The following is a 24,563-nucleotide window of genomic DNA, read 5'->3' as shown; positions in this document are numbered from 1 at the left end:
GACGAGCATACGAGTGTCCGGACGGCTCCGGGAGCTACTGCGGCAGGAGTTCCAGCCGGACGCCGAGCAGGCGAACCGGGCGGTCGAGGTCGAACCGATCGACGATGCGCAGTGCCGTCTCGGCGATCCGCGCCACGTCGATGGTCGGTTCGGGCAGTTTTTCCTGTTTGCTGCGCGTGTAGAAGGTGTTGGTCCGCACGGTGACGGCGACGCGGCCTGCGATCCGGCCCGCCGCGGCCATCTCCTCCGCGACCTCGGTGGCCAGCCGCGCGACCTGAGCGCGGATCTCCCCGGGATCGGTCAGATCGTGCGGGAAGGTCTCCGACTTACTGCGGCCTACGGGGATTCGCGGTTCCGTGGTGACGTCCGTATCGCCTTTACCGTGGCCGAGCACCCAGAAGTACGGCCCGGTGTTCGGACCGAACTCCGCGGCGAGACGCTGCCGGTCGGCCGCCATCAGGTCGCCGACGGTTCGGATACCGAGCTCCGCCAGCCGTGCGGCGATCCGATTGCCGATACCCCACAGCGCGTTCGTCGGTCGATGGGCCATCACTTCGGCCCAGTTCGCGGCGGTCAGCCGAAAGACGCCCGCGGCGACGCCAGGGCCTGCGACGGGCTCGGCCGACGACTTGCCCGCCGACTTGGCGAACCCGGTCGCGAGTTTGGCGGTGAGCTTGTTGTCGCCGATGCCGATCGAGCAGGTCAGGTCCAGTCCGGCGACGGCGTCGCGCACCTGCTGTGCGAGGGCCTCCGGGTCGTCGGTGTCGGCGGCGAGGAACGCCTCGTCCCAGCCCCACACCTCGACCCGTCCCGGAAACGTCCGCAGCAGCGCCATGACCTCGTCGGAGGCGTCCTCGTAGGCGGCCATGTCCAAAGGCAGGAAGACGCCCTCGGGGCATTTGCGCTGCGCGCTGCGCAGCGGCATCCCGGCCCGCACGCCGAAGGCGCGCGCCGGATAGGACGCGCAGGTCACCACCTTGCGCGGTTCGGTGGGATCGCCGTGGCCGCCCACGATGACCGGCAGTCCCCGCAGTTCCGGATGCCGGCGGAATTCCACCGCCGCCTGGAACTGGTCGAGATCGACGTGCAACAGCCATCTGGCCACCTCTCGTTCTTACCGCAGACCTGCGACATCCGGCGTTGCGCCGCGCGGCTGACAGAACTAAATTCTGCTTATGAAGATTCGAGATCGGTTGCTGTTGGCGGCCGAGCGCCAGTTCGCCGAGCACGGCACCCTCGACGCGACCCTGGTCCAGATCCGGGACGCGGCGGGCGCCAGCGTCGGAGCGCTCTATCACCACTTCCCGGACAAGGCCGACCTGTACCGGCAGGTTTGGGCCAACGCGCTGGCGGACTACCAAGCGCACTTCTGGGCGGTGGTCGGCGACAGCACCGACGCGCGCGAAGGCGTCACCGCCGGCGTGCGTGAGCATCTGCGATGGGTGAGCGAAAACCAGTACCGCGCGACGGTGCTCACCTCCGCCCGGCCCCCAGGGGTGCGCGAGAGCGAGAGCAACCGCCGCTTCCTCTCGGACGTGACGCGGTGGTGGCGCACGCACGCGGGATACGGGACGGTTCGCGATCTTCCGATCGACCTGGTCTACGCGCTGTGGCTGGGTCCGGCGCAGGAATACACGCGGCAGTGGCTGGGCGGGGAGATGCGTATCGCCCCGGCCGAAGTCGCGGGCGAACTGGCCGACGCCGCCTGGCTCGCCCTCGCCGCCGATCGCACCCGAGCCGCTGGGGAGGTCTCCCGATGACGACCACGATGACCCTCGACCTCGACAGCGCCAAGAAGGTCCTGGCCGCGCAGCCGTTCGCCACCCTGGTGGGCACCGAGATCACCGCGTTCGGCGACGGGGCGGCCACCCTGGTCATCCCGTTGCGCCGGGAACTGACCCAGCAGTTCGGCTACGCGCACGGCGGTGTGCTCGCCTACGCCGCCGACAACGCCCTCACCTTCGCCGCCGGAACGGTTCTCGGCGCGAACGTGCTCACCGGCGGCGTGACGATCACCTACCTCCGCCCCGCCGCGGGCGACCGCTTGCGCGTCGAGGCTGCCGTCACCGGGTGGACGCGTCGCCAGGCGGTCGCGCACTGCGAGATCTACGCGGAGAGCCCGGACCGCGCACCCGTCCTCTGCGCGGTGGCCCAGGGCACCACCCGACTCGCGGAAGCCGACCTGACCGGGGCGAATACCGGCGCCTGACGCCACCCGAAGAGGTAGGAGAAGCGCTGCCCGGTCCACAACGAGCCAGCCTGATCGGCGTCGGCCGGGCTGCACCTGTGCGGATCGCGCAGCGGGTGCGCGGGACGGCGACCGCACGCCAGAACTCGCAGCGACGTGCTGTGGCTGTTCAGCGGGACGAGCCGCACGATGGTCCGCTGCCGGGAGGACGAACCGCCTGCTCAGCCCGACCACGGCCGGACAGCGTGGGTCCGCCTGCTCGCCGGCATGCGAACGGCCGGGCACGGAGTTGCCGTGCCCGGCCGTTGCAGCCCAGGTCAGGCGGTCGCCGCGAAGGCCGGGCCCAACGCGGGTTCGGCGACCGGCTCGATGGCGTAGGCCAGGATGTCAGCCACGTCGGCGACCGGTCGGACATCCAGCGCGGCCAGCACCTCCGCCGGGACGTCGTCCAGATCCGGCTCGTTGCGCGCCGGGATGAACACCGTCTTCAGTCCGGCCCGCTGGGCGGCGAGCAGCTTCTGCTTCACCCCGCCGATCGGCAGCACCCGGCCGTTCAGCGTGACCTCACCGGTCATGCCGACATCCGACCGCACCTGGCGTCCCAGCGCGAGCGACACCAGGGCGGTGACCATCGTGACGCCCGCGGACGGCCCGTCCTTGGGCACCGCGCCTGCCGGGAAGTGGATGTGGATGTTGCGGTCGAGCACCGACGGCTCGATGCCGATCTCCTCCAGGTGCGAACGCACGTAGGTCAGCGCGATCTGCGCGGACTCCTTCATGACGTCACCGAGCTGACCGGTGAGAGTCAGCGACCGTTCGCCCTCGGCGGCGTTCGCCTCGATGTAGAGGACGTCGCCGCCCGCGCCGGTCACCGCGAGACCGGTGGCCACACCCGGGACGGCCGTGCGTTCCACCGAATCGGGGGTGAAGCGTGGACGACCCAGGTAGTCCTTCAAATCGTCCAGACCGATCGTCAGGGTGTCGGTGTCGATCTCGTAGCCCAGATCGGGGTCGTAACCCGATGCCGCGGGCCCGCTTTCGCGCTCGGACAGCCGGGTGGCCGCCTTGCGCAGCGCCTTGGCGATCAGCCGCTCCATCTGCCGGACGCCGGCCTCCCTGGTGTAGTTCGCGGCGATCTCGCGCAGCGCTTCCTCGCTGATCGTCACCTCCTCGGCGGTCAGCGCGTTGCGCTCCAACTGCCGCGGCACCAGGAAGTCGCGCGCGATGGCCACCTTGTCGTCCTCGGTGTAGCCGTCGACGGTGATCAGCTCCATTCGGTCCAGCAGCGGGCCGGGGATGGTCTCCATGACATTCGCCGTCGCGATGAACAGCACGTCGGACAGGTCGAGATCCAGATCGAGGTAGTGGTCGCGGAAGGTGTGATTCTGCGCCGGGTCCAGCACCTCGAGCAGGGCGGCCGCCGGGTCGCCGCGGAAGTCCGAACCGACCTTGTCGATCTCGTCCAGCAGGACGACCGGGTTCATCGAGCCGGCTTCCTTCATGGCCCGGACGATACGGCCGGGCAGCGCGCCGACGTAGGTACGGCGGTGCCCGCGGATCTCGGCCTCGTCGCGCACGCCGCCCAGGGCGACGCGGACGAATTTGCGGCCCAGTGCGCGCGCCACGGACTCACCGAGCGAGGTCTTGCCGACGCCGGGCGGACCGACCAGCACGAGCACCGCGCCGGACCCGCGTCCGCCGACGACCTCCAGACCGCGAGCGGCCCGGCGGGCGCGGACGGCCAGGTACTCGACCATGCGGTCCTTGACCTCTTCCAAGCCGTGGTGATCGGCGTCGAGCACCGCGCGGGCGGCCGAGACGTCGGCGCTGTCGGTGGTCTTCACCGTCCACGGCAGCTCGAGCACGGTGTCCAGCCAGGTCCGGATCCACCCGGATTCCGGACTTTGATCGCTGGCTCGCTCCAGCCTGCCGACTTCGCGCAACGCCGCCTCGCGAACCGGGTCGGGCAGGTCGGCCTGTTTGACACGGGTGCGGTAGTCGTCGGCGCCGTCCGGCTCGTCCTCGCCGAGTTCCTTGCGGATGGCGTTGAGCTGCTGGCGGAGCAGGAATTCGCGCTGGCTCTTCTCCATGCCCTCGCGCACGTCTTCGCTGATCTTCTCGCTGATCTCGGCCTCGGCGATGTGCGCTTTGGTCCACTCGATCAGCGTGGTCAGCCGCTCGGCCACCTCAGGGGTCTCGAGCAGTTCCCGCTTCTGGTCCGAAGTCAGGTACGGGGCGTAGCCCGCGGTGTCGGCGATGGCCGACGGATCGGTCAGCTGGTTGACCGCGTCGATGATCTGCCAGGCCTCGCGGCGTTGCAGCACCGAGACGACCAGCTTCTTGTATTCGGCGGCCAGTTCCTTGGTGCGGCCGTCGGGGGCGGGGCTCTCGACCGGTTCGGCCTCGACCCACAGCGCGGCGCCCGGCCCGGTGACCCCGTGCCCGATCTTGGCGCGCCGTTCGGCCTTGAGGACGGCCGCGGGGGCTCCGCCGCGCATCCGGCCGACCTGTTCGATGGTGGCGACCACACCGTAGGTGGCGTAGCCCTCGGTCAGCCGCGGCGCGAGCAGCACGGCGTCGGTCTTGGCGGCGCGCGCGGCGTCGATCGCGGCCTGCGCGGATTCGTCCAGTTCGATGGGCACGACCATGCCCGGCAGCACGATCGGATCGGTCAGGAACAGCACCGGCAGGTTCTGTGGTGTAGTCACGTCTTCGACCCTTCCAAAAGTTGAGCGATGCCTACTCAACCCCGGCCTGCCCCTCTTTGTTCCACCCCAACCGGTCCGTTCGCTCACGGCGAAGACCCGCCGAGCGTTGACACCCCCTCCAAGGCAATGAGAACGTGGGGACCTTGATATCTCATACCGGCGGTACCGCCGGATCGGCTTGAGGAGTCCCATCGATGTCGTCGCTCGCCGCCGGCGTGTTCATCGACTGGGAAGGTTTGACCGGGCAATCCGAGTTCGTGGTCGACTTGATCACATTCCCGATCTTCAGCGCGCTGGCGGGCTGGCTGACCAACTGGACCGGCGTGCTGATGTTGTTCTGGCCGATCATCTTTCGCGGCATCCGGATTCCCGGCCTGCACGTGCTCTATCCCTATTTCCCGCGTCGCGTCCAAGTGCTGCCGACCTTCTCCGGCGACGGGCGCCGCCTCGGCTTCCAGGGCTTCATCCCGGCGCGCGCGGAGAAGATGGCCAGCATCTGCGTGGACAAAGCCCTGATGCGGATCGGCAGTCCCAAGGACTTCATCCACGAACTCGATCTCGACGGCATCGCCGACTACATCGCGGTCCTCGCGCGCGAGCAGGTGCGCCCACTGGTGGACGAACTGATGTACCGGGAGAACCCCGACCTGTGGCGCACGGTGCCGCGCGCCGCCAAGCAGCTGATCTACCAGCGGGTGGATCGCGAACTGCCCGCCTTGTCGCGCCGCGCGTTCGCTTCGCTCGGCGACAACGTCGACCAGCTGATCGGCATCAAGGGATTCGTGATCCGCTACCTGCAGGACAACCCGGCCATCCTCAAGGACCTCACCACCACCATCGCGGCGCCCGAGCTGCGCTTCATGGTGCGCATCGGCTTGCTCGGCGCGCCCTTCGGCGTGCTGCTGGCCCTGTACCTGCATGTGCACCAGCACATTCCGGTGCTGGGCTGGGTTCCGGGCTGGGTCATCGTCCTGCTCGCCTCGGCCGCGATCGGTGTGATCGTGAACGTCATCGCGGTGAAGATGGTGTTCGAGCCGGGCGATCCGCAGCCGCGGTACAAATATCTGTGGAAGCAGGCGCTGCTGGCGAAACGGCAGCCGCAGGCGGCCACCGATCTGGCGCACATCCTGGCCTACCAGGTGCTCACGCTGCCGAACTTGTCCAAGGAGCTGCTCGAGGGCCCGAACGGGGACAAGACCAGGCAGTTGCTGGAGCGCTTGATCGCCGACGAGATCCATCGCCAGCTCGGGCCCACGACCTCACTGGTGCGGGCCGCACTGGGCCGCCGCCAATTCGACAACCTGACGGTGGGCGCGGCGGGGGCCGCGGTCGGGCTGGCCCCCACCCTGGTCGAGGACGAGGAGTTCACCCTGGCACAGGCCAAGACGATCGATGATTTCGCGGCGCGCAAGTTGCGGCGGCTCACGCCGGGGGAGTTCATGGAGATGTTCTACGCGTCCGTCGAACAGGACGCCTGGCTGCTGTATCTGCACGGCGCGGTGCTGGGCCTGGTCGTGGGAGGCGCCCACCTGATGGTCTTCGGCTGGTAGCGGGCACTCGGCGCAAGATAAAACAAGCATGCTTGCCTTTTTTTGAGCTCGCTGCGATGCTGGACCACGGCGGCACACGAAGCGGTGTGCCCGGAACCGGCAGGGGAACTGATGGCTGACCTAGAGGCGTTGCTCGGCGACTTCGCCGACGAATGCGCGGACCTGGAACGACTCGTCGCCCCGTTGGCGCCCGCGCAGTGGGCGCGCACCACCCCCGCCCCGGGATGGACCATCGCCCATCAGATCGGCCATCTGGCTTGGACCGACGAAATCGCGACGATCGCCACCGCGGATGCCGCCCGATTCCAGCAGTTGCTGGCCGAAGCCGGGCCACGGGCGCTCACCTTCGTCGACGAGGCCGCCGAGAAAGCCGCCACCGAACCGCCCGCCGAGCTGCTCGATCGCTGGCGGCGTGGACGCGCGGGACTCGTCGCGGCGCTGCGCGCGACGCCTCCGGGCGTCAAATTGCCGTGGTTCGGTCCGCCGATGAGCGCCGCGTCGATGATCACCGCCCGCATCATGGAGACCTGGGCACACGGACAGGATGTGGCCGATGCCCTGGGCGTGCACCGCACTCCCACGGCACGGCTGCGCACCGTGGCCCATATCGGCGTGCGCACCAGGGATTTCGCCTACACCGTGCACGGAAAGACCCCGCCCGCAGCGGAATTCCGGGTGGAACTGACCGCGCCGGATCGCACGATCTGGGCGTGGGGCCCCGAGGACGCCGACCAGCGGGTGACCGGCCCGGCACTCGACTTCTGCCTGCTGGTGACCCAGCGCCGCCATCCGGACGACCTGGCGATCCGCGCGCACGGCGACGACGCCGCGGAATGGCTCACTATCGCACAGGCTTTCGCGGGGCCGACAGGTGAAGGAAGGACGGCGGGCCAGTTCACCTGACCCGCCCCACACCCGACCCGATCGATGACGATTCGGGAGCGGGCGAGCGCCACACTTGGGTGCGCCGTGTTCATGTCGACGGCCGGACGCCGTTGGCCGGGTGTCTCGAGATGGCAGTCGAGAATGGCGCTCGCCAGCTACCCGAATATTTACCCGTCCGTGTGACCACGGAAACATTGCCGCCATGTACGTCGTAGCGTGCGTTTTCTCGACGGCCTGACCTGCCCGGATGGCCATGTGGCTGTGATCCTGCTCGCATCCATGCCGCATCCCGCGCCGCCGCCCAGGGAATCTGGACGGGCGTACAGCTTTCCACGGTGCTGATCGCCTGTGGGGAGCGGCGTCGCAGGGAAAGGAACGCATCGTGACAGCACATCGACCTGCCCAGGTCGCGCGGCATGCCGCCATCGTGCTCGCCGGTGCGGCCAGTCTGAGCCTGACCGCCGCGGCCGGCGCCTATATCGTCCAGCAGATCGCCGACACCCAGCGTCCGGATGCTCGGATCGCCGCGCCGGTCGTCCCGGCCGCTCCCGATGAGCTGGACCATGGCCGCGCATACGTCTCCTATCCGGCACTGACCAGCAGCAGTTACGTTCTGCCCGTGGCCTTTTCCACGCTCCCCGCCACCGAGCCGGAAGTCGCCGAACCGCTCGTCGATTCGCCCGCCGCGCCGCCTCCGCCCGCGCCACTCGCCGGCCGCGTCCGCCTCGGCGAGGCCTATGTCGGCGCGCAATTCGCGCGTACCGAGGCCGACACCGTCTCGGTCACCGTGGACACGAATGCCTTGACGGTGCTGACCGGTTTCCTTCGCGCCGATCCCGCGCGCGAGAAGCCCGGCACGTCCGGCGTGACCACGATGCGCACCGACCTGGATACCCGCAACGGTGCAGTGCGGCTCGCGCTTTCCGATCCGGAATTGGGCGAGCGCGACCTGCGCCTCGATCGCCAGTCCAGGCCCGCACCCACCGGGCAGGCGACCATTGAACACACGCCCGCGACCCCGCAGGACGAGACGAGTTCCGCCGCGGTGTGACCGACCGCCTACTCTGCTCGGCATGAGCGCCTACGACTTCTGCGTCATCGGCGGCGGCATCGTCGGCGTGGCCACCGCGCACCGAATCCTGGCGCGCCATCCCGGGGCGAGCCTCGTGCTGCTGGAGAAAGCCCAGCGTCTGGCCGCCCATCAGACCGGGCACAACAGCGGAGTCATCCACTCGGGCATCTACTATCCGCCGGACAGTCTGAAAGCCACGCTGTGCCGCCGTGGCGCCCGGTGGACCACGGATTTCGCGGCGGCACACGGCATTCCGTACCGGGTCTGCGGAAAATTGCTGGTCGCCACCGACGACGCCGAGTACGAGCGAATGCTCGCACTGCACGAACGTTCGATGACCAACGGCGTGGCCGTCGAACTGATCGACGCCGCGGAACTCACGCGGCGCGAACCGCGCGTCACCGGCGTCGGCGCCCTCTTCGTCCCGGGCACCGGCATCATCGACTTCACTCGGGTGACCGAAGCGCTCGCCGACGAAGTACGCGGTGCGGGTGGCGAATTCGTGTTCGGCGCCGAGGTGGCCACGCTTACCGAGACCACGGACGCGGTGACCGCCGCGGGTCCGACCGGCTCGTGGACGGCTCGCCGCCTGGTCGTCTGCGCGGGGCTGCAAGCCGATCGGCTGGCGCGGGCAGCCGGACTGCGCACCGACTTCCGCATCGTCCCCTTCCGCGGCGAGTACTACAAACTGCCGCCGGAGCGCAACGGGCTGGTGCGCACACTGATCTATCCGATCCCCGATCCGGAATTGCCCTTCCTGGGAGTGCATTTGAGTCCCATGATCGACGGATCGCTGACCGTGGGGCCGAACGCGGTGCTCGGACTGGCCAGGGAGGGCTATCGCAAGGGCAGCGTCGATCTGACCGACGCGCGAGAAGTGCTCGGGTTCCCCGGGTTTCACCGCGTCGCCAAGGCGAACGTGCGCACCGGCCTGCGCGAACTGCGCAACTCGCTGTTCAAGCGCGGATATCTGGCGCAGTGCCGCCGCTACTGTCCGGAGCTGACACTCGCCGATCTGCTGCCCCGGGAGGCGGGCATTCGCGCGCAGGCGGTCTTGCGGGACGGCACGTTGGTGCACGACTTCATGATCGAACGCACGGAACGCTCGGTTCATCTGCTCAACGCGCCGTCACCCGCGGCGACCTCGGCCATGCCGATCGCGGAGCACATCGTCGACCAGCTCTGAACACCCGCCTCCCAAGCAACCGGTCGGTCGCAATATTGCGAATTGGGTCGACCAAATCGTCCAGAGCCCTCGAATAAAGAGGAGAGCTGTAGTACTTTTAACGCCAGTCGTGGGACAGGGAGGGCCTATGGGCCACATCAAGTACGCGAGTGACGTCGGAGCGCCCGTCGAGGTCGCTTTCCATTACACGGACAACCCTCTGTTCGTACCGGATTGGATGTTCGGCATCGAGGACTTCGTCCCGACGGGCGAACAGGACCGCGGACTCGGCGCGGTCTTCGCCATCACCACCCGCCTCGCGCTCTGGCAGCCGACGTCGACCTGCGAGATCACCGAATACCGCCCCAACGCGGTGATCGGGTACACGCTGCGCGGGCGCGTCTCCGGCACGTTGCGGCTGCGCTTCGACCCGCTCGGTTACGGACGCTCGGTCCTGACCTCGGAGGCGGAGTACAGTCCGCCTCGCGGACCGGTCGGGCGCCTGAGCGCAGGACTGGTGGACGCCGCGGTCAGATCGGCGCTGCGGCGGACCGAGTCGCGGTTACGGAGGGAGATAGAGGAATTCCACGGTACCGATCTTGTCGGTCGGATTGCGTAGGGTGCCAGCCATGATCATCGTGAGCACCGACGGATCCTGCCTCCGCAATCCCGGCGGCGCCATCGGCTGGGCTTGGGTCAATCATCAGGGCTCCTCGGCCAGCGGGGGAGCCGCATCCGGCACCAACCAGGTCGCGGAGTTGCGCGCGGTGCTGGAAGCGATCGTCGCCCACCCCGGGTCCGAACCGCTGCTCATCGAGAGCGATTCGCTGTACGCGATCAAATGCGCCTCGGAATGGGTGTCGGGGTGGCGGCTCAACGGCTGGCGCACGTCCACCGGCGGCGCGGTGAAGAACGTCGAACTCGTCCGGCAGATCGATGGGGCCATCGCGAGCAGGCCGGGCCCGGTCCGCTTCCGTTGGGTACGCGGACATGTCGGCAACTACTTCAACGAGCAGGCCGACGCACTGGCTGGAGAAGCGGCTCGGCAGGCCGCGGTCACCGCGGCTGTCGCCGAGGCGAACACCGTGGAGATGCTCGCGGTGACTGTGGAGGAAACGCCGACGGCGCCGGAAGCGCCGAAGAGCAAGGCCGCGGGGAAGGCGGCCGCGCCGTCGGCGCCACAGACTTTGACGCTGTTCTGATTCGCCGGGCGAATCGTCGCAGGCTGCCCGAATGACCTCCGGCGGTGGTGGCTCGGCCCACCGCCGGAGGCGCTCGGCTAGTTACCCGGCTGCGGTGCGGGCTGACCAGACGGTGCCTGCTGCGGAGCCGGAGCGCCGCCCGGCGCGGGAGCGCCCGGCAGGCCGGTGCCCGCGCCCTTCAGCATCGGCGAATCGAGCTTCTCGACCAGCCACTTGTCGCCGGACTTCTGCAGCTGGGCGATCACCACCACGAACTGTCGCTCGGGGTTGGTCTGGGTGAAGTTGGTCCGATACTGCGTGAGGGTGACCAGCACCTTGGCCGAGGTCTTGTCACCGGCCTGGTATCCGCACTGCACGTCATCGACCCAGGACTTGACCTGCGCTTGCACCATGGCGTCTTTCAGCGCCTTGGTCGCGTCGTCGAACTCCTCGAGGAACTGGCCCGTCGATCCGGCCTTCACCTTGGTGAAGTAGTCGTCGAGGTTCTTCGAGTAGTCGTAGACCGACACGTCCTTGCCGAATGTGCACGCGGCATCGGTCGAGTCACGAATCGCGTCGAGCTTGTCGCCGCGATCGGAACCCTGCAAGAAGAACACCACCACCGCGGTGATCGCCGCGACCGCGAGCACACCGGCCGCGAACGCGGCCACCAGCGGAAGCGAGGTGGACTTGCCGGACGGTGCGGGCGTCGCCGCCTTGGGCGCGACCTTCTTCGCGGCCGGCTTCGCGCCGGTCTCTGCCTTGTCTGCCTTCTCCGCCTCGGACAGCTCGGGCTTCGCCGCGCCTGCGGCGTCCCCCGACTTCGCGGTCACCGCGTCGGTGTCCTTGTCGGAGGCGGCGGCCGTGGTCTCGGCGTCCTTGTCGGTCTCGGCGTCGTCGGTAGACATCGATAAAACCTGCACTTTCCCGGCGCGCATCGGTGCGCACCGATTGGCTTGAGCGGCCCGCGACAGCGGGCCTCACGCGTTCCACCGGCGAGTATGCCCGGCCGACGGGATGACCGCCGGGCCGGGTACGAATCACCGCACCGGAGGCAGGGTCCGTTCGTTCGGATCCACGCCCGGCGGCATGTGCGCGCCGTTGTTGGGCACGTCCGGCCGCGGCGCGTTGGCGGCGCCGCGGATCTGCTGACCCGGCGGGGGGTTCTCACAGTAGTTCCACTTCGGGATCGTGCCGTCCTGCACGACCTCGTTGCGGATCTTCGGAGTGTTGTAGGTGCAGAACGGCCGCGGCCAGATATCGATCATCGCGTGGAACTCGCCGTCGTGCGCCGGAACTCCGAGCGCTTCGCCGCCGAGCGCGAGCGAGGGGAACAGCGCGCGCAGCGCGGGCAGCCGCAGCTGCGCCGCTTTCGTGATCGCCTGGAAGTTGGTCGCCAGGCTGGTGATCGGATCGGCCGTGCGGTCCACCACCGCGCCGAGGCTGGTGAGCTGCCCCGGCGCCTGCTCGAGCACCCGCTGCAGTTCCGTGTTCGCGTTGTTGAACTGCTCGAACAGCACTCCGGAGTTGCGGGTCAGCGTGGCCAGATCCGGCTGCGCGTTGGATGTCGTACTGGCGATGGTCCGCAGATTGGTGATCAGATTCGTGGTCTGCGGCAGCAGCGAATCCAGTCCCGCCGTCGCCAAGCTGATGCCGTTGACCAGGCCGCGCAACTGATCCGGGCCACCGCTGAGCGCGATGTCCAGTTCGTTGAGGATGACCTGGAAGTGATCGGGATTGATCTGCGCGATCAGGGCGCTGGAGTTGTCCAGAACCGACCACACCGGGGTGGGCGTGTGGATCTTGTCCGGATCGAACTTGATCACCGCGCCATTGGCCAGATACGGCCCCTGCTCGGCGTTCGGCCGGAAGTCGATGTACTGCTCACCCGCGCCGGACAGCGCCTGCACCGCGATCTGGGTGTCTACCGGGATCTTGTACTTCGACTCGATCTGCGCGGTGGCGGCGATGGCCTGGCCGCGGTCGGTCAGTTCGATCGAGGTCACCTTGCCGATGCGCCAGCCGCGCAGCGTCACGTCGTTGCCGGGCTGCAGACCGCCGGAACGGTCCAGATTCACCGTGACGGTGTAGTCGGATCGCAGCGGGTTCACCCGCATGACGTTGATCATCAGGTACGCGGCGCCGACCAGCAGCACGAGCACCAGGCCCACGTTCGACAGGAATATCTTGCTTCCGAACAATTTGCGCGCGGAGGTCATCGGTGTCCGCCCCCCACTCGACTCTGGACCAGTTGCAGCACCTGGATCAGGCTGCCCGCGAAGTCCTGCAGGTCGTTGAGATCCTGGAGTTTGCCGTGTTCCGGATCGGTGAGCGCGCTGATGTCCAGATTGGTCGCGGTCGCGTACACCGCGAAGCTGCTGCCGCGGAAGGTCGCGTCGACCTTCGGCCGGATCACCCGCAGCCGATCCAGCAGGACGCCGAAACCGTCACCGGTCTTGGCGATCGCGTCCATCAGCTGCCGGGTGTTCTCCAGCAGTCCGTTCAGGTTCTCGGTCGAAGTGTTCGCGTAATCGCCCAGCGCGGCGCTGGAGATGGACAACTTGGCGAGCAGGTCGCCGAGTGCCCGGTTGTTCTCGGCGATGGCGCCGATCATCTGCGGCAGCGTGTCGGCCACCTCGCCGAGCTCCGAGCGCCGCCCCTCGATGGTGTCGGCCAGCGTGCTGAATTCACCGAGCACGCTGTCCACCCGAGCGGAGTTGGCGTTCAGACTGCCGACCACGCCCGTCATCTCGGTGATCAGGTGGGCCAGTTGCTCGCCGCGGCCGCCGACGATCGAGTCCAGTTCGGAGCCGAGCTTGGAGAGGCTGGCGATGCCGCCGCCGTTGAACAGCATGGAGACCGAGATGAGCAACTGCTCGACGGTCGCGCCCGCGGAGGTGCTGTCGATGGTGAGCGTGTCGCCGTCGTGCAGCATCTGCGCGCCGGGCTCGGCCTTCGGCTTGGACACCGCGACGAAGACGTCACCCAGCGGAGTGGCCTGCCGCAGTTCCGCCGTGCTGCCCTTGGGCAACTCGATGTCCTTGCGAATGGTCAGGTCCACGATCGCCTGGAAGTTCTTGGTCTTGATGTCGGTGACCACGCCGACATCCGAGCCGCCGATCTTCACCTTCGCCTGGTCGGGCAGATTCAGCGCGTTCTCGAAGACCGCGTGGATCGTGTAGGTCTCCCCGCCCTGGCCCGGTTTCGGCAGCGGCAGCTTCTCCACGGTGAGCCCGCAGCCGGAGGTCACCGCCACGCCGGCCACCGCGGCGAAGGCGACCAGCGCCCTGCGTGCCTTGATCGTCATTCGGTAGGTCATTTCGTCAGTCCGAGCAGTGCGGCGGTGAGCCCGTAGTCGGGTCCGAAGTCCTGCATGTTTCCGGTGCGGCAGCCGTCGGCCTTCATCTGGATGCGCTCGCAGAACAGGCTGACGATCTCACCCGACAGCGCGGTGCCGATCACCGCGTGCAGCCGGACGTGCCCGTGCTGGCGGTCGACGATGTTGTCGACGTTCTGCATGACCATCGGCGCCAGGTCGGCGACCTCGGTGAGGCCGTAGGCGTTGTCGCGCAGCTGCTGGGTCACGTTGGTCAGACCGGTCATCGTGCCGGACAACTGATCCTGGTACTGCGTCAGCGTGGTGCTCGTGTTCCGCAGGAAGGCCAGCAGCTGATCCAGCGTGGCCTGCAGACCCGGAGCCTGGTCGGCGAGCAGGCCGGTCATCTGGGTCACCCGGTTGCTGAAATCACGCACCGACTGGTCGTTCTCGGCCAGCATGGTGGTGAGGTCGTTCAGCTTGATGATGATGCTGGAGATCGCGTCCTTGTTGTCGACACCGACCTTCAGCGCGCTGGACAGCGCGTTGAGGGTGTCGCGGATCTTCTCGCCGTTGCCGTTGAGCATCGGGTAGAGCACCCGGCCCGACAGCGGGCCGATGCCCTCCTGGCCCGGCTCCGGCTTCAGCGCGGCGGCGAACTGGTCGATGGTCTTGATCATCGTGTCCAGTTCGACCGGCGTCTTGGTGCGCGCCTTGGGCAGATGATCGCCGTCGGACAAGGTCGCGCCGCCGGTGTAGACCGGGGTGAGCTCGACGTGCCGGTCGGTGACGATGGACGGCGAGACGATCGCGGCGATCGCGTCCTTCGGTATCTTCACGTCCTTGTCGATGGACATGTGCACCTCGACGAGGGTGCCCTTCGGCACGATTTTGTCGACTTTGCCGACATCGAGCCCGAGCACCGTGATCGGGTTGCCCTCGTAGATGCCCGCGATGTTGTCGAAATCGGCGGTGATCTGCAGAGTGTTGCCCAGCGCGTCGTTCACCGAACTCGGCAGCAGCGAGCAACTGCCGACCGTCAGTGCGGCGGCGCTGATCATCAGCGCCTTCGCGGCGGCCCTCAGCGGAAAGCCCGTGCGAAAACTCATCCCTGGCACCCCTCGATGACTTGGGCGAAGCACAACCAGTTGTCCGGGAACAGCCACGGCAGACCGACATCGCCGTACGGACCGCTGCCGCCCCAGGAGTTCGCCAGATAGCGCAGGGTCGGCGGCATGATCGACAGCATCCGATCCAGGTTGTCCTTGTTCTTCTGCAGGCCTTCGGCCATGGTGTTCAGCTGCTGGATGGTCGGTCCGAGCTGATCGTTGTTCTCCGCGCCGATCGCCTCCAACTGCTTGGTCAGCGCCGCCACGTTGTCCAGCAGCTGCCGCAGCAGCGCCTGGCGCTCCATCACCCGGTTGGCGATGGCCTCGCCCTGGGTGATCACCAGCAGGATGCTGTTGCGGTTGTCGCCGAGGATCCGGGTGACCCGGTCCAAGTCCTTCAGCAGCGTGTCGACCTCGGCCTTGCGGCTGTCGATCACCTTGGCCAGCGCGCCCACGCTGTCCAGCGCCTGGGCGGTGAGCTGGGGGGAGCCGTTCATCTGTTCGTTGATCAAGTTCAGCGAATCGGCCAGCTTCTTGGTGTCGAGCGCCTCGAACTTCGGGGTGCCGACCTGCACCACGTCGGCCAGGTTGTACGGAACCGTGGTGTTGGACACCGGGATCCGCTTGCCCTTCAGGCCCGAGCCGTCACCCGGCTCGAGGTCGACGTACCTGGCGCCGAGCAGCGTGGCCATCTTGATCGAGGCGCGCGCGTCCGGGCCCAGTTTCACGTCGTTGCTGACGCTGAGCGTGAGCAGCACGTGGCTGCCCTCGAGCTCGGCGCCGACCACCCGCCCGGAGGAGACCCCGGCGACGTTCACCTTGTCGCCGACCCTGATGCCCGCGGCCTGCACGAACTCGGCCTTGATCGACTGCTCGCCGACGCCGATGAGCTTGTAGACGCTGGACACCAGCAGCAGCACCACGATGAGTGCGCCGCCGATGATGCCCAACCAGAAGTACCGGTTGCTCTCGAACCTGGACCTGAGTTTCGTCATCATGGGCGGCACACCGCCGAGTGCGAAGTGCCACCGATCTGGGAGAACAGACCGCGCGGGAACAGGACGCCGTAGAGCGAGACGTCCAGCCCGCACAGGTAGGCGTTGGCGTAACCGCCCTCGGAGGTGTGCCTGCCCGCCGCGGACAGGACGTTCGGCAGGTCGATCGCCGCTTGGTCGAGCTTGGCGCCGTTGTCCAGCAGCAGCGTCAGCGCGGCGCTGGTTGAGTTCTGCGCGTCACGCAGGCTCGGCTGGATCCGGTCCATCATGGCGACCAGCGACGTGGTCGCGCCGGCGATCTGTTCGGTCGAGCCGAGCAACGACTGTCCCTGTTCGTACAGCCCGCCGATCAAGGCCCGGGTCTGGGTCACCAGGGTCTCCAATTCATCACCTCGTTTCGCCAACCCCGACATCACGCCCGACAGGTTGGTGATCACATCGGACAGGATCGCGTCCCTGCGCTGGAAGTCGGTGGCCAGCTGGGCGGCCTGCACGATGAACGCGCTCAACGAGACGCCGTCACCCTGCAAGGCCTGGATGAAGGTCTCCGAGAGCCGGTTGACCTGTTCGGGCTGCAGCACCTGGAACAGCGGCTGGAATCCGTTGAGCAGACCCGACACATCGAACGACGGCTCGGTCCGGTCGATCGGGATGGAACCGTTGTTCTTCAGCGGCGCCGGACTCGACGACTTACCCGGAGCGAGCGCCACGTATCGCTGACCGATCAGGTTCTGGTAGCGGACCAGCGCTTTGGTGTCGTTGTAGATCGTCTGGTCGCGCTGCACGACGAAGGTCACCTTGGCGACCGACTTCTTCAGCTTCGCGTCGCGGCCCAGCTCGATCTTCTCCACCTTGCCCACGCGCACGCCCGCCATGCGGACGTCGTCGCCCTCGTGCAGGCCGAGCACATCGGAGAACGTCGCGGAGTAGGTGTAGGTGTCGCCGCTGACGATGCGCGCGAGTGTGTTCCACACGACCACCGTGACCAGGATCGACACGATGGCGAAGATGCTGAATCCGATCAGCGGTTTGCGAATGCTCATCGTCCGGCACCGTTGTCGGACACCTGCATGGTTCCGCCCTTCAAAATCGAGCTCAGCAGCAGATATTCGGCTGTGGTCGGCTTGCGGCCGAGCAACGGGGTGATCGCGGACTCACCCCGGTAGGAGATCGGCGCCGCCGACGGAGTGCCCTCGGACGCGGCGGCCGGAGCCACGGGCGCGGCGGGCGCGGCCGGCGGGAGCAGACCCGGCGGCAGCATCGGGAACAGTCCCTCGAGCGGGGTGCCCGCGAACGGAGCGGGTGCACCGCCGGTGGGAGCGGCCGCGGTGGCGCGGTTCGGATCCGGGGTGGTGACTCCGGGGATCAGCGGCAGGCCCGGCATCGGCACCACCGGCGGAAGCCCGGCGGCCGAGGCGAGAGCGCGCGGCTTCAGCTGTTCCGGCAGCTCGCCGACATCGGCTACGGCGGGAGCGGTGTAGCAGCTCGGCCCGACCATGTCGCCGTAGCGCGGGCAGTCGGCCACGGTGTAGGGCCGGTACGGGGTGAGCGTGATGCCCGCGTCCCAGACCTGTTGCTGTTGCGGACCCCACTTGAACGTGGTGTCCATCCGGCGCATCGTCTCGCTGAGGTTCAGCAGGCTCCTGGTGATCGCGTCCGGATCCGCGGCGAGAGCGCCGAACATGTCGTTGGTCCCGGCGGTGACCTCGATGCCCACGTTCGGGTTGCGGGCGAACAGGTCGTTGACCGTGTCGATGGTGCCCGAGGTACCGGTGATCAGCGAGACCAGCTGGCTGCGGCGGTCGGCGATGGTGCGCGCGGTCTGCACCGAGCTGCCGAGCACGTCCACCAGCTCGGGCGCGGACTGGTTGAGCGCGTTGAACGACGCGGAGAAGTCGCCGAGCAGCACCCCGAGATCGGGAATCGACTCGTCGACGGCCAGCAGCCAGCGGTCCAGCCGCTCGACCGTGGAGCCTGGCATGCGGCCGCTGCCGTCCAGCGCCTGCGACAGGGTGCCCAGCACCCGGCCGAACTGCACCGGGTCGATCTTGTCGAGGATGTTGCGGACCGTGGTGAGGGTGTCCTGCAGCGCGATGGTGCCCTTGCTGCGGTCCTCCTCGATGACCGAGCCTTCGTGCAGGTACTGGTCGGCGGGGCCGTTGAAGACCAGCTCGACGGAGGTGACGGCGAACAGGTTGCTCGGCACCACGCGTGCGGTCACGTTGGCCGGGATGTCGTCGGCGAACTCCGGCTTCATCTCGATGCGAACTTTCTGCAGCTCGCCCTTGGCCGCGACGTCGACGGTCTTCACCGCGCCGACGAGCACCCCGCGGAACTTGACGTCGGCCTGCTCGGGCAGACCGTCACCGGTGGTGGTCAAGTTGGCGGTGACGTTGACCTTCTCCTGGAAGTACCCCTTGTAGCGCAGCATCAGGAAGCTGAGCACCAGCGCGAACACGACCAGGCCGCACACGCCTGCGATCAGCAACTGTCGCATGGTGGGTCCGCGCCCACTGGGATCGATGATCATCTGGTGTCTACCCCGAGATCCGGATGCCGGGGTTGACGCCCCAGATCGCCAATGTCATGAACAGATTCGCGAAAACGACCGCGATGATGCACATCTTGATCGCGCGGCCCGCGGCCACGCCGACGCCTTCGGGGCCACCGGATGCGAAGAATCCGTAGTAGCACTGGATGAACGTGGTGATCGCGACGAACAGGATCGCCTTGATCAGCGAGTAGATGACGTCGGTCGGGACGAGGAACTGATAGAAGTAGTGCTGGTAGGTGCCGGTGGCGGTGCCGCCGATCAGCTGCACCGTGAGCGCGCAGGAGATGTAGGCCATCGTCAGACCGAGGCAGTAGAGCGGGATGATGGCCACCATCGCCGCGAACATCCTGGTGCTGATCAGGTAGGGCAGCGGCCGGATCGCGATGGACTCCAGCGCGTCGATCTCCTCGGAGATGCGCATGGCGCCGAGCTGCGCGGTGAATCGGCAGCCCGCCTGCGCGGCGAAGGCCAGCGTCGCCAGCAGCGGGCCGAGTTCACGAGTGGTCGCGAACGCCGAGATCGCACCGGTGATCGGGCTCAGGCCGAGCAGGTTGAGCGAGTTGTAACCCTGGATACCGACGGTCATGCCGCCGAAGGCGCTCAGGATGACGACGACGCCGATGGTGCCGCCGCCGACGACGAGATTGCCGTTGCCCCAGGTGACGTCAGAGAGCAGGCGCCACACTTCCTTGGGGTAGTGCTTGAGCGCCAGCGGAATCGAGCCGATCGAGCGCAACAGGAAGAACACCTGATGGCCGAGCCTGGCGAGCAGATCGACCGGCGCCTGAGCGGATTTCCGGAGGGTCTGGAGAGGCCGCAGCAGCGGCGGTACATAGGTTGATGACACCGGCTCAGACCACCTGTGACGGGAATAGTGCGTTGTAAACCTGGGTGATGATGAGGTTCACCCCGAACAGCATGATGGCGGAGCTCACCACCGCTGAATTCACCGAGTTCGCGACGCCGCCGGGACCACCACGGGTGTTCAATCCGGTATCGCAGGCGATGATTGCCGCCAGCAGACCGAATATCAGCGATTTCGCCAGCGCGACAAGAAGATCGGTGGTCACGGCGAACGACGAGAAGGTGCCGACGTAGGAACCCGGCGTGCCGTTCTGCGCGAAGATATTGAAGATGTAGCCGGTCAAGAAGCCGACGAAGACGACGAAACCGCACAGCAGCACACTCACCAGCATGGCGGCGCCGAGCCGCGGGGCGACCAGCCTGCGCATCGGATCGACGCCCATGACTTTCATGGCGTCGATCTCCTCGCGGATGGTGCGCGAGCCGAGGTCGGCGCAGACCGCGGAACCGACGGCGCCCGCGATCATCAGCGAGGTGACCAGCGGGGCGCCCTGCTGGATGATGCCGAGGCCGTTGGCCGCGCCGATGAACGAGGTGGCGCCGACCTGGCCGGCGACCGACCCGACCTGGATGGAGACGATGACGCCGATCGGGATGGCGACCAGCAGCGTCGGCGCGGCGGAGACGCTGGCCATGAACGCGCACTGCCGGACGAACTCGCCGAACGGGAAGCGCCTGCGGAAAATCGAGACGAACAGTTCGGCGACGGCCGCGAAGCCCATCGTGATCTGCCTGCCGAAGGTCTCCAGCGAACGCTTGGGATGATCCTGCCAGTAAGACCTCGTCCAATCGACCGCACCACTGAACCGTGACCCTGATGGTGGACTCTCGGTCGACTGCACTGGCTAATCCTCCTCGACGCCGGTTGGCTGCCCCGGCGACTCGTTTGCTTGACGCACCTTACTACGGAGTAGTGCAGAACACACCATCCACTTGTGATCGCAGTCATAGATGCCACGCACCGTTGCCGGATAGCAATGCTTAAGCCGCAGAACATTGGGAACGAGCCCAAAAGCAGGGCACTTACCTCTGGCACAAGCTACAGCCCAGCTGGGGGAATCCGCGATCCGCAGCGACGGAACGGCGAATTACTTCGGATATTTCTCATCGAAAATCGGATTTGCTTCCGGAGACCAACACCGCGGCTCCTTACTATCACCGTGACACTAACGGCGACGACATTTTCACAATTGTGATAGCCGAATGCTATTGACTCCGTCAGATACATTCCATCTCAGTTGTACGAAATGGGGTTGAAGCGTGGAACAGTGGGGACAACCCGTAGTGGTGACGCGCCCGAGGTCGATTACTGACACGATGGGTGCGACAGATTGATATCGTGCGGGCTTCCGACGTCTGGAGGGACATGTTCAGCAAACTCGCCAAGGTGGCCAACGCCGCCTTCGCCGTCGCCCTGGGCGCGGCGCTGCTCGGCACGGGCGCAGGGGCCGCTAATGCCGACCCGGGCCCGCCGGTCTTGGGCGGTGGATCCGGCATCATCATCGACAACCAATTCGAGTGCACCGTCACGACTGTCGGCCACGACAACGCGGGACGTCTGGTCGGCCTGACCGCAGGCCACTGCGGCGACCCGGGCGCGCAGGTCTACGCCGAAGCCGATCGCGGCGCCGGCATCATCGGCCGGTTCGTCTACTCCAACCACGACCTCGACTACGCCGTCATCCAGTTCGACCCGGGCAAGATCACGCCGGTGAACCGGGTCGGCAACGTCACCATCACCGGCCTCGGCGGACCGGCCAACTTCCCGCAGATCGTCTGCAAGGAAGGGCGCACCACCGGCAACACCTGCGGTATCGCCTGGGGTGACATCTTCAGGACGAACGTGGAGACCTGGAGCCAGATGTGCGTGGTGGAAGGCGACTCCGGCGCGCCGGTGGTCGTCGGGACGACGCTGGTCGGCATGGTGAACGCCTACCTGGCCATCGCCTGCTTCGGCCCTGAGGTCGGTACCAACATGAGCGCGATCGTGGCCGACATCAACGCGCGCGGCGGCGTCGGCGCGGGCTACCTGCCGATCTGATCGGACGACGCCCGCGACGAGCGGCCCGAAGGGAGCGATCCGTTCGGGCCGCTCATGCTTCGCTCCGGGCCGGCGCGACCGCCGGTCCCGCGACGCCGCACTGCGGCATGCAATCGACGCTGTCCAACTTGGGAGCCCGCCGCACCGGACGCAGCAGCACAGCGGCGAGCACCGCGCCGGTCACCAGCAATCCGGCGCACAACCACATCGCGGTGGCGAAGCCGTCGTCGAACGCCACCGGGTCGCCCAGCGCACCCGATATGCCCACGAGTCCGGGCAAAGTCGCCACCGCGAGCAATTGCGCGGTGCGCGCGACGGCGTTGTTCACTCCAGAGGCGATGCCCGCCTCGCTCGCGGGCACCGCGCCCAGCACCGCACCGGTGAGCGGCGCGACCAGCGCCGCGAGCCCCAGCCCGAAGACGACGACACCCGGTAGGACGTCGGTGAGATACGCGGTGTCGGGTCCGATGCGCAGCAACAGCACCAGGCCCGCGGCCGCCAGCAGCGGTCCGGCGGTCATCGGGATGCGCGGCCCGTGCTTCTGCGCCCAGCGCCCGGCGGGCGCCGAGAGCACCAGCATGATGAGGGTGACCGGCACGGTCGCGACGCCGGACATCAGCGGCGAGTACCCCGCCACCAATTGCAGTTCCAGCACCAGCAGGAAGAAGACGCCACCGAGCGCGGCATAGACCGCGAGCGTCACGAGATTCGCGGCGGTGAACACCCGCGAGGCGAACAGCGCGGGTGGCACCAGCGGGTGGTCGCTGCGCAGCTCGATCACGACGAACGCCCCGAGCAGCACGACACCGGCCACGATGAGCGAAGGCATGCTGTCGATCAGTCCGAGGGTCAGCGCACCGAGAGCCAGCGCCACCACCAGTGCGCCGGGCACGTCGAGTTGGGCGGCGGCGTCGGGGTCGCGACTCTCCGGCACATGCCTCAAGGCGACCAGCACGACGACCAGGGTCAGCGGAACGTTGAGGAAGAAGATCGACCGCCAGCCCGCGATCTCGATCAGCCAGCCGCCCAGAAAGGGCCCGAGCGCGCCCGCCACACCACCGAAACCGGACCACAGGCCGATCGCCGCGCCTTGATCACGCCGATCGATGGACGAGGAGATCAAGGCCAGGCTGCCCGGGGTGAGCATGGCACCCGCCACGCCCTGCAGGATCCGGGCGGCGACCAGCATTTCGATGGAGGTCGCGACGCCGCACAACACCGAGGCGAGCGCGAAAGCCACGGTCCCCCACACGAAGACCCGGCGCCGGCCGAGTTTGTCGCCGAGCGAGCCGCCGAGCAGGATGAACGAGGCGAGGGTCAGCGTGTAGCCGTTCAGCGTCCACTGCAGCCCGGCGACATCCGTCTCCAGCGATTCCCCGATCCGCGGCAGCGCGATGTTCACGACCGTCGCGTCGAGCGAGGCGACCGACGAGCCGAGGATGGTGGCCAGCAGGATCCAGCGCCCGGTCCCGGAGCGCAGCCGCGGTAGCTCGGTGGTACTCACCAACCCAACCTAGCGGCCCGCAGGCGGTGGGAAGTCCGGGTCAGAGTTCCTGCACGCAGACCACGAAGCGGCGCTTGTCGTAGACGTAACCGGTGCCGCTGCCGCAGACGCTGACGTCATCGGCGCCCTGCTGGATCTTGACCACCTTCACGCCTTTCGAGGGCGACGAACCGGTGCAATCGATCCGCTTGGGGTCGTCGCCGCCGACGTCCATGCAGCCGCCGACCACCCAGTCGATGTCCAGGCACAGCGCGCCCTGTTCGATGCCGTTGATGGTCTCGGCGTAGTAGTTGTCGGCGTCGCTGCTGCACTGCGAGCTCTTCGCCGCCTTCGCGATCACCTTGTAATTCGACTCCCGGCTGCCGCACGACGCCTTCTCGATGGTGGCGTTGGTGGTGGTGCCGCCGAGCTTCACGCAATCGTTGACGTTCGCGTCGAAGTCGGTGCTGCCGCCGGGCTTGCTCGTCGTCGGCTTGCTGGTGCTCGGCGTCGGCTTGCCCGAGGAGGGCTTCGGGGTGCTGGTCACCGACACCGCGTCGATCGTCCCGTCCACGGCGGGCTGGGCGGTACCGCTGACCGTGGAACTGCAGCCGACCAGTGCCAATCCGGCCGCGACGGCGAATCCGGCGAAGGCGAGACGCCCCCAGACCAGTTGACGAGACACGTACAGTCCTCCCGAGCTGTAACGCCGGCGAACTCACGCCCCCGTAATCCGAAGTTGCCATGGCTGCGCTTGAAATATCACGCCATGAATACACCATCGAGCGAGCGCGCGTCGAGCCGGAGACGGAAAACAACCGCTGCCAACGGGTCTGGGTATGGTGGGTTGCCAGGTGCGAGAGGAGCCCCCCGATGAAGCTGATCAGCGCAATCGTGTGTTCGACCGCCGCGATCGGAGGCTCTCTCGTCGTTCCGGGGGTGGCCTCGGCCACCGACGTGCACTGCCGATCGGAACACGGGACCGACGTCACGGTCATCGATGGCGAGACGGCCTGCCGGGCGGCGACCGACGGCAACGGCCTGGCCAGAGCCAGCGGGATAGATGGGGTCGGCTACGCCAACGCGACGTCGGGCGCGACGGCCATCGGCATCGGCGCGGCCGGCGGCGTAGGCGCGAGCGAAGGCGCGGGCGGGGTTCCAGTGGCGGTCGGCTTCGGCCCGGACGCCGTCGCCCTGACGTCGACCGTCCACGAGCCGGGGACGCGGACGTTCGCCATCTCCGTCGCATTGGAAGGGTCGCGGGCGGGGGTGGAGACCGGCGAGCAGGCGGTGGTCTGTCTGGGCGTGGCGGCCTTCGCGTGGAACGCCGACAGCGGCGACGCGTGCTTGGCCACCCCTTTTGGGCTCTGGCAGACCCGCTGAACGGGTTACCCTGGTTGACCAGCCCGGATAACGGCGGTCAGGAGGTGACCCCATGGTTTCGGCAATGGC

23 protein-coding genes are annotated in these 24,563 nt (G+C 67.6%); 10 read left to right on the top strand and 13 right to left on the bottom strand.

Features of this window, described 5'->3' with window-relative positions; translation table 11 throughout:
* Positions 1-34: 34 nt before the first annotated feature.
* Positions 35-1,105, bottom strand: a complete 1,071-nt coding sequence (locus GVY64_RS13205; protein WP_159841056.1) for a DNA polymerase IV — start codon at positions 1,103-1,105, stop codon at positions 35-37.
* Between the two features lie 70 nt (positions 1,106-1,175).
* Here GVY64_RS13205 and GVY64_RS13200 point away from each other — a divergent pair, with 70 nt between their 5' ends.
* Positions 1,176-1,760: a TetR/AcrR family transcriptional regulator gene (locus GVY64_RS13200; protein ID WP_159841054.1), complete on the top strand. Its 585-nt coding sequence runs from the start codon at positions 1,176-1,178 to the stop codon at positions 1,758-1,760.
* Positions 1,757-2,209, top strand: a complete 453-nt coding sequence (locus GVY64_RS13195) for a PaaI family thioesterase (RefSeq protein WP_159841052.1) — start codon at positions 1,757-1,759, stop codon at positions 2,207-2,209. The genes GVY64_RS13200 and GVY64_RS13195 overlap by 4 nt, the downstream gene beginning before the upstream one ends.
* Positions 2,210-2,505: 296 nt before the next feature.
* On the opposite strand, the gene lon is transcribed toward GVY64_RS13195, so the two are convergent.
* Entirely contained in the window at positions 2,506-4,836 is a 2,331-nt protein-coding gene (gene lon / locus GVY64_RS13190) for an endopeptidase La (RefSeq protein ID WP_236566808.1), read from the bottom strand.
* Positions 4,837-5,090: 254 nt separating this feature from the next.
* Between lon and GVY64_RS13185 the strand changes: the two genes are divergently transcribed.
* The 6 genes from GVY64_RS13185 (at position 5,091) to GVY64_RS13160 (ending at position 10,770) form a co-directional block, all read left to right on the top strand.
* Positions 5,091-6,446 carry a hypothetical protein gene (locus GVY64_RS13185; RefSeq protein WP_159841050.1) on the top strand — a complete coding sequence of 452 codons (1,356 nt, stop codon included), beginning with the start codon at positions 5,091-5,093 and terminating at the stop codon, positions 6,444-6,446.
* Between the two features lie 111 nt (positions 6,447-6,557).
* Positions 6,558-7,349 carry a TIGR03084 family metal-binding protein gene (locus GVY64_RS13180; protein ID WP_159841048.1) on the top strand — a complete coding sequence of 264 codons (792 nt, stop codon included), beginning with the start codon at positions 6,558-6,560 and terminating at the stop codon, positions 7,347-7,349.
* A gap of 364 nt (positions 7,350-7,713) precedes the next feature.
* Positions 7,714-8,382, top strand: a complete 669-nt coding sequence (locus GVY64_RS13175) for a hypothetical protein (protein ID WP_159841046.1) — start codon at positions 7,714-7,716, stop codon at positions 8,380-8,382.
* A 22-nt stretch (positions 8,383-8,404) separates the two neighbouring features.
* The gene (lhgO, locus tag GVY64_RS13170) at positions 8,405-9,589 is read left to right on the top strand and encodes an L-2-hydroxyglutarate oxidase (protein WP_159841044.1); all 1,185 of its coding nucleotides are present in this window, start codon (positions 8,405-8,407) and stop codon (positions 9,587-9,589) included.
* Between the two features lie 127 nt (positions 9,590-9,716).
* Positions 9,717-10,187, top strand: coding sequence for an SRPBCC family protein (locus GVY64_RS13165; RefSeq protein WP_159841042.1), 471 nt, complete (start codon positions 9,717-9,719; stop codon positions 10,185-10,187).
* A gap of 10 nt (positions 10,188-10,197) precedes the next feature.
* Positions 10,198-10,770 (top strand): ribonuclease H family protein, encoded by a 573-nt coding sequence (locus GVY64_RS13160; RefSeq protein WP_159841040.1) that lies wholly within the window; start codon positions 10,198-10,200, stop codon positions 10,768-10,770.
* Between the two features lie 77 nt (positions 10,771-10,847).
* On the opposite strand, the gene GVY64_RS13155 is transcribed toward GVY64_RS13160, so the two are convergent.
* The 9 genes from GVY64_RS13155 to GVY64_RS13115 form a co-directional block, all read right to left on the bottom strand.
* Entirely contained in the window at positions 10,848-11,657 is an 810-nt protein-coding gene (locus GVY64_RS13155; protein WP_159841038.1) for a hypothetical protein, read from the bottom strand.
* 132 nt (positions 11,658-11,789) lie between these two features.
* Positions 11,790-12,968 (bottom strand): MlaD family protein, encoded by a 1,179-nt coding sequence (locus GVY64_RS13150; RefSeq protein WP_159841037.1) that lies wholly within the window; start codon positions 12,966-12,968, stop codon positions 11,790-11,792.
* A complete protein-coding gene (locus tag GVY64_RS13145) occupies positions 12,965-14,056 on the bottom strand; it encodes an MCE family protein (protein WP_159841036.1) in 1,092 nt (363 codons plus the stop codon). The genes GVY64_RS13150 and GVY64_RS13145 overlap by 4 nt, the downstream gene beginning before the upstream one ends.
* Before the next feature lie 8 nt (positions 14,057-14,064).
* On the bottom strand, positions 14,065-15,174 hold the full coding sequence (locus GVY64_RS13140; RefSeq protein ID WP_159841035.1) for an MlaD family protein: 1,110 nt from the start codon (positions 15,172-15,174) through the stop codon (positions 14,065-14,067).
* Positions 15,171-16,172: an MCE family protein gene (locus GVY64_RS13135; protein WP_442939571.1), complete on the bottom strand. Its 1,002-nt coding sequence runs from the start codon at positions 16,170-16,172 to the stop codon at positions 15,171-15,173. Before GVY64_RS13135 ends, GVY64_RS13140 begins: the two co-directional genes overlap by 4 nt.
* A complete protein-coding gene (locus tag GVY64_RS13130; protein WP_159841034.1) occupies positions 16,169-17,212 on the bottom strand; it encodes an MCE family protein in 1,044 nt (347 codons plus the stop codon). Before GVY64_RS13130 ends, GVY64_RS13135 begins: the two co-directional genes overlap by 4 nt.
* Entirely contained in the window at positions 17,209-18,699 is a 1,491-nt protein-coding gene (locus GVY64_RS13125; RefSeq protein WP_159841033.1) for an MCE family protein, read from the bottom strand. Before GVY64_RS13125 ends, GVY64_RS13130 begins: the two co-directional genes overlap by 4 nt.
* A gap of 7 nt (positions 18,700-18,706) precedes the next feature.
* Positions 18,707-19,570, bottom strand: a complete 864-nt coding sequence (locus GVY64_RS13120) for an ABC transporter permease (protein ID WP_159841032.1) — start codon at positions 19,568-19,570, stop codon at positions 18,707-18,709.
* 4 nt (positions 19,571-19,574) lie between these two features.
* On the bottom strand, positions 19,575-20,429 hold the full coding sequence (locus GVY64_RS13115) for an MlaE family ABC transporter permease (protein WP_063016949.1): 855 nt from the start codon (positions 20,427-20,429) through the stop codon (positions 19,575-19,577).
* 524 nt (positions 20,430-20,953) lie between these two features.
* Here GVY64_RS13115 and GVY64_RS13110 point away from each other — a divergent pair.
* Entirely contained in the window at positions 20,954-21,628 is a 675-nt protein-coding gene (locus GVY64_RS13110; protein ID WP_159841031.1) for a S1 family peptidase, read from the top strand.
* A 52-nt stretch (positions 21,629-21,680) separates the two neighbouring features.
* On the opposite strand, the gene GVY64_RS13105 is transcribed toward GVY64_RS13110, so the two are convergent.
* Positions 21,681-23,132, bottom strand: a complete 1,452-nt coding sequence (locus GVY64_RS13105) for an MFS transporter (RefSeq protein WP_159841030.1) — start codon at positions 23,130-23,132, stop codon at positions 21,681-21,683.
* 40 nt (positions 23,133-23,172) lie between these two features.
* Complete coding sequence (lppU, locus tag GVY64_RS13100) at positions 23,173-23,796, bottom strand: LppU family putative lipoprotein (RefSeq protein ID WP_159841029.1); 624 nt, start codon at positions 23,794-23,796, stop codon at positions 23,173-23,175.
* Between the two features lie 188 nt (positions 23,797-23,984).
* Here lppU and GVY64_RS13095 point away from each other — a divergent pair, with 188 nt between their 5' ends.
* Positions 23,985-24,494 (top strand): DUF6764 family protein, encoded by a 510-nt coding sequence (locus tag GVY64_RS13095; RefSeq protein WP_159841028.1) that lies wholly within the window; start codon positions 23,985-23,987, stop codon positions 24,492-24,494.
* Positions 24,495-24,563: the final 69 nt, after the last annotated feature.

This window comes from Nocardia sp. CY41 (genome assembly GCF_009829325.1).
Lineage (GTDB): Bacteria > Actinomycetota > Actinomycetes > Mycobacteriales > Mycobacteriaceae > Nocardia.
The sequence above is the reverse complement of the archived record's forward strand: the minus strand, read 5'-3'. Positions and strand labels throughout refer to the sequence as shown.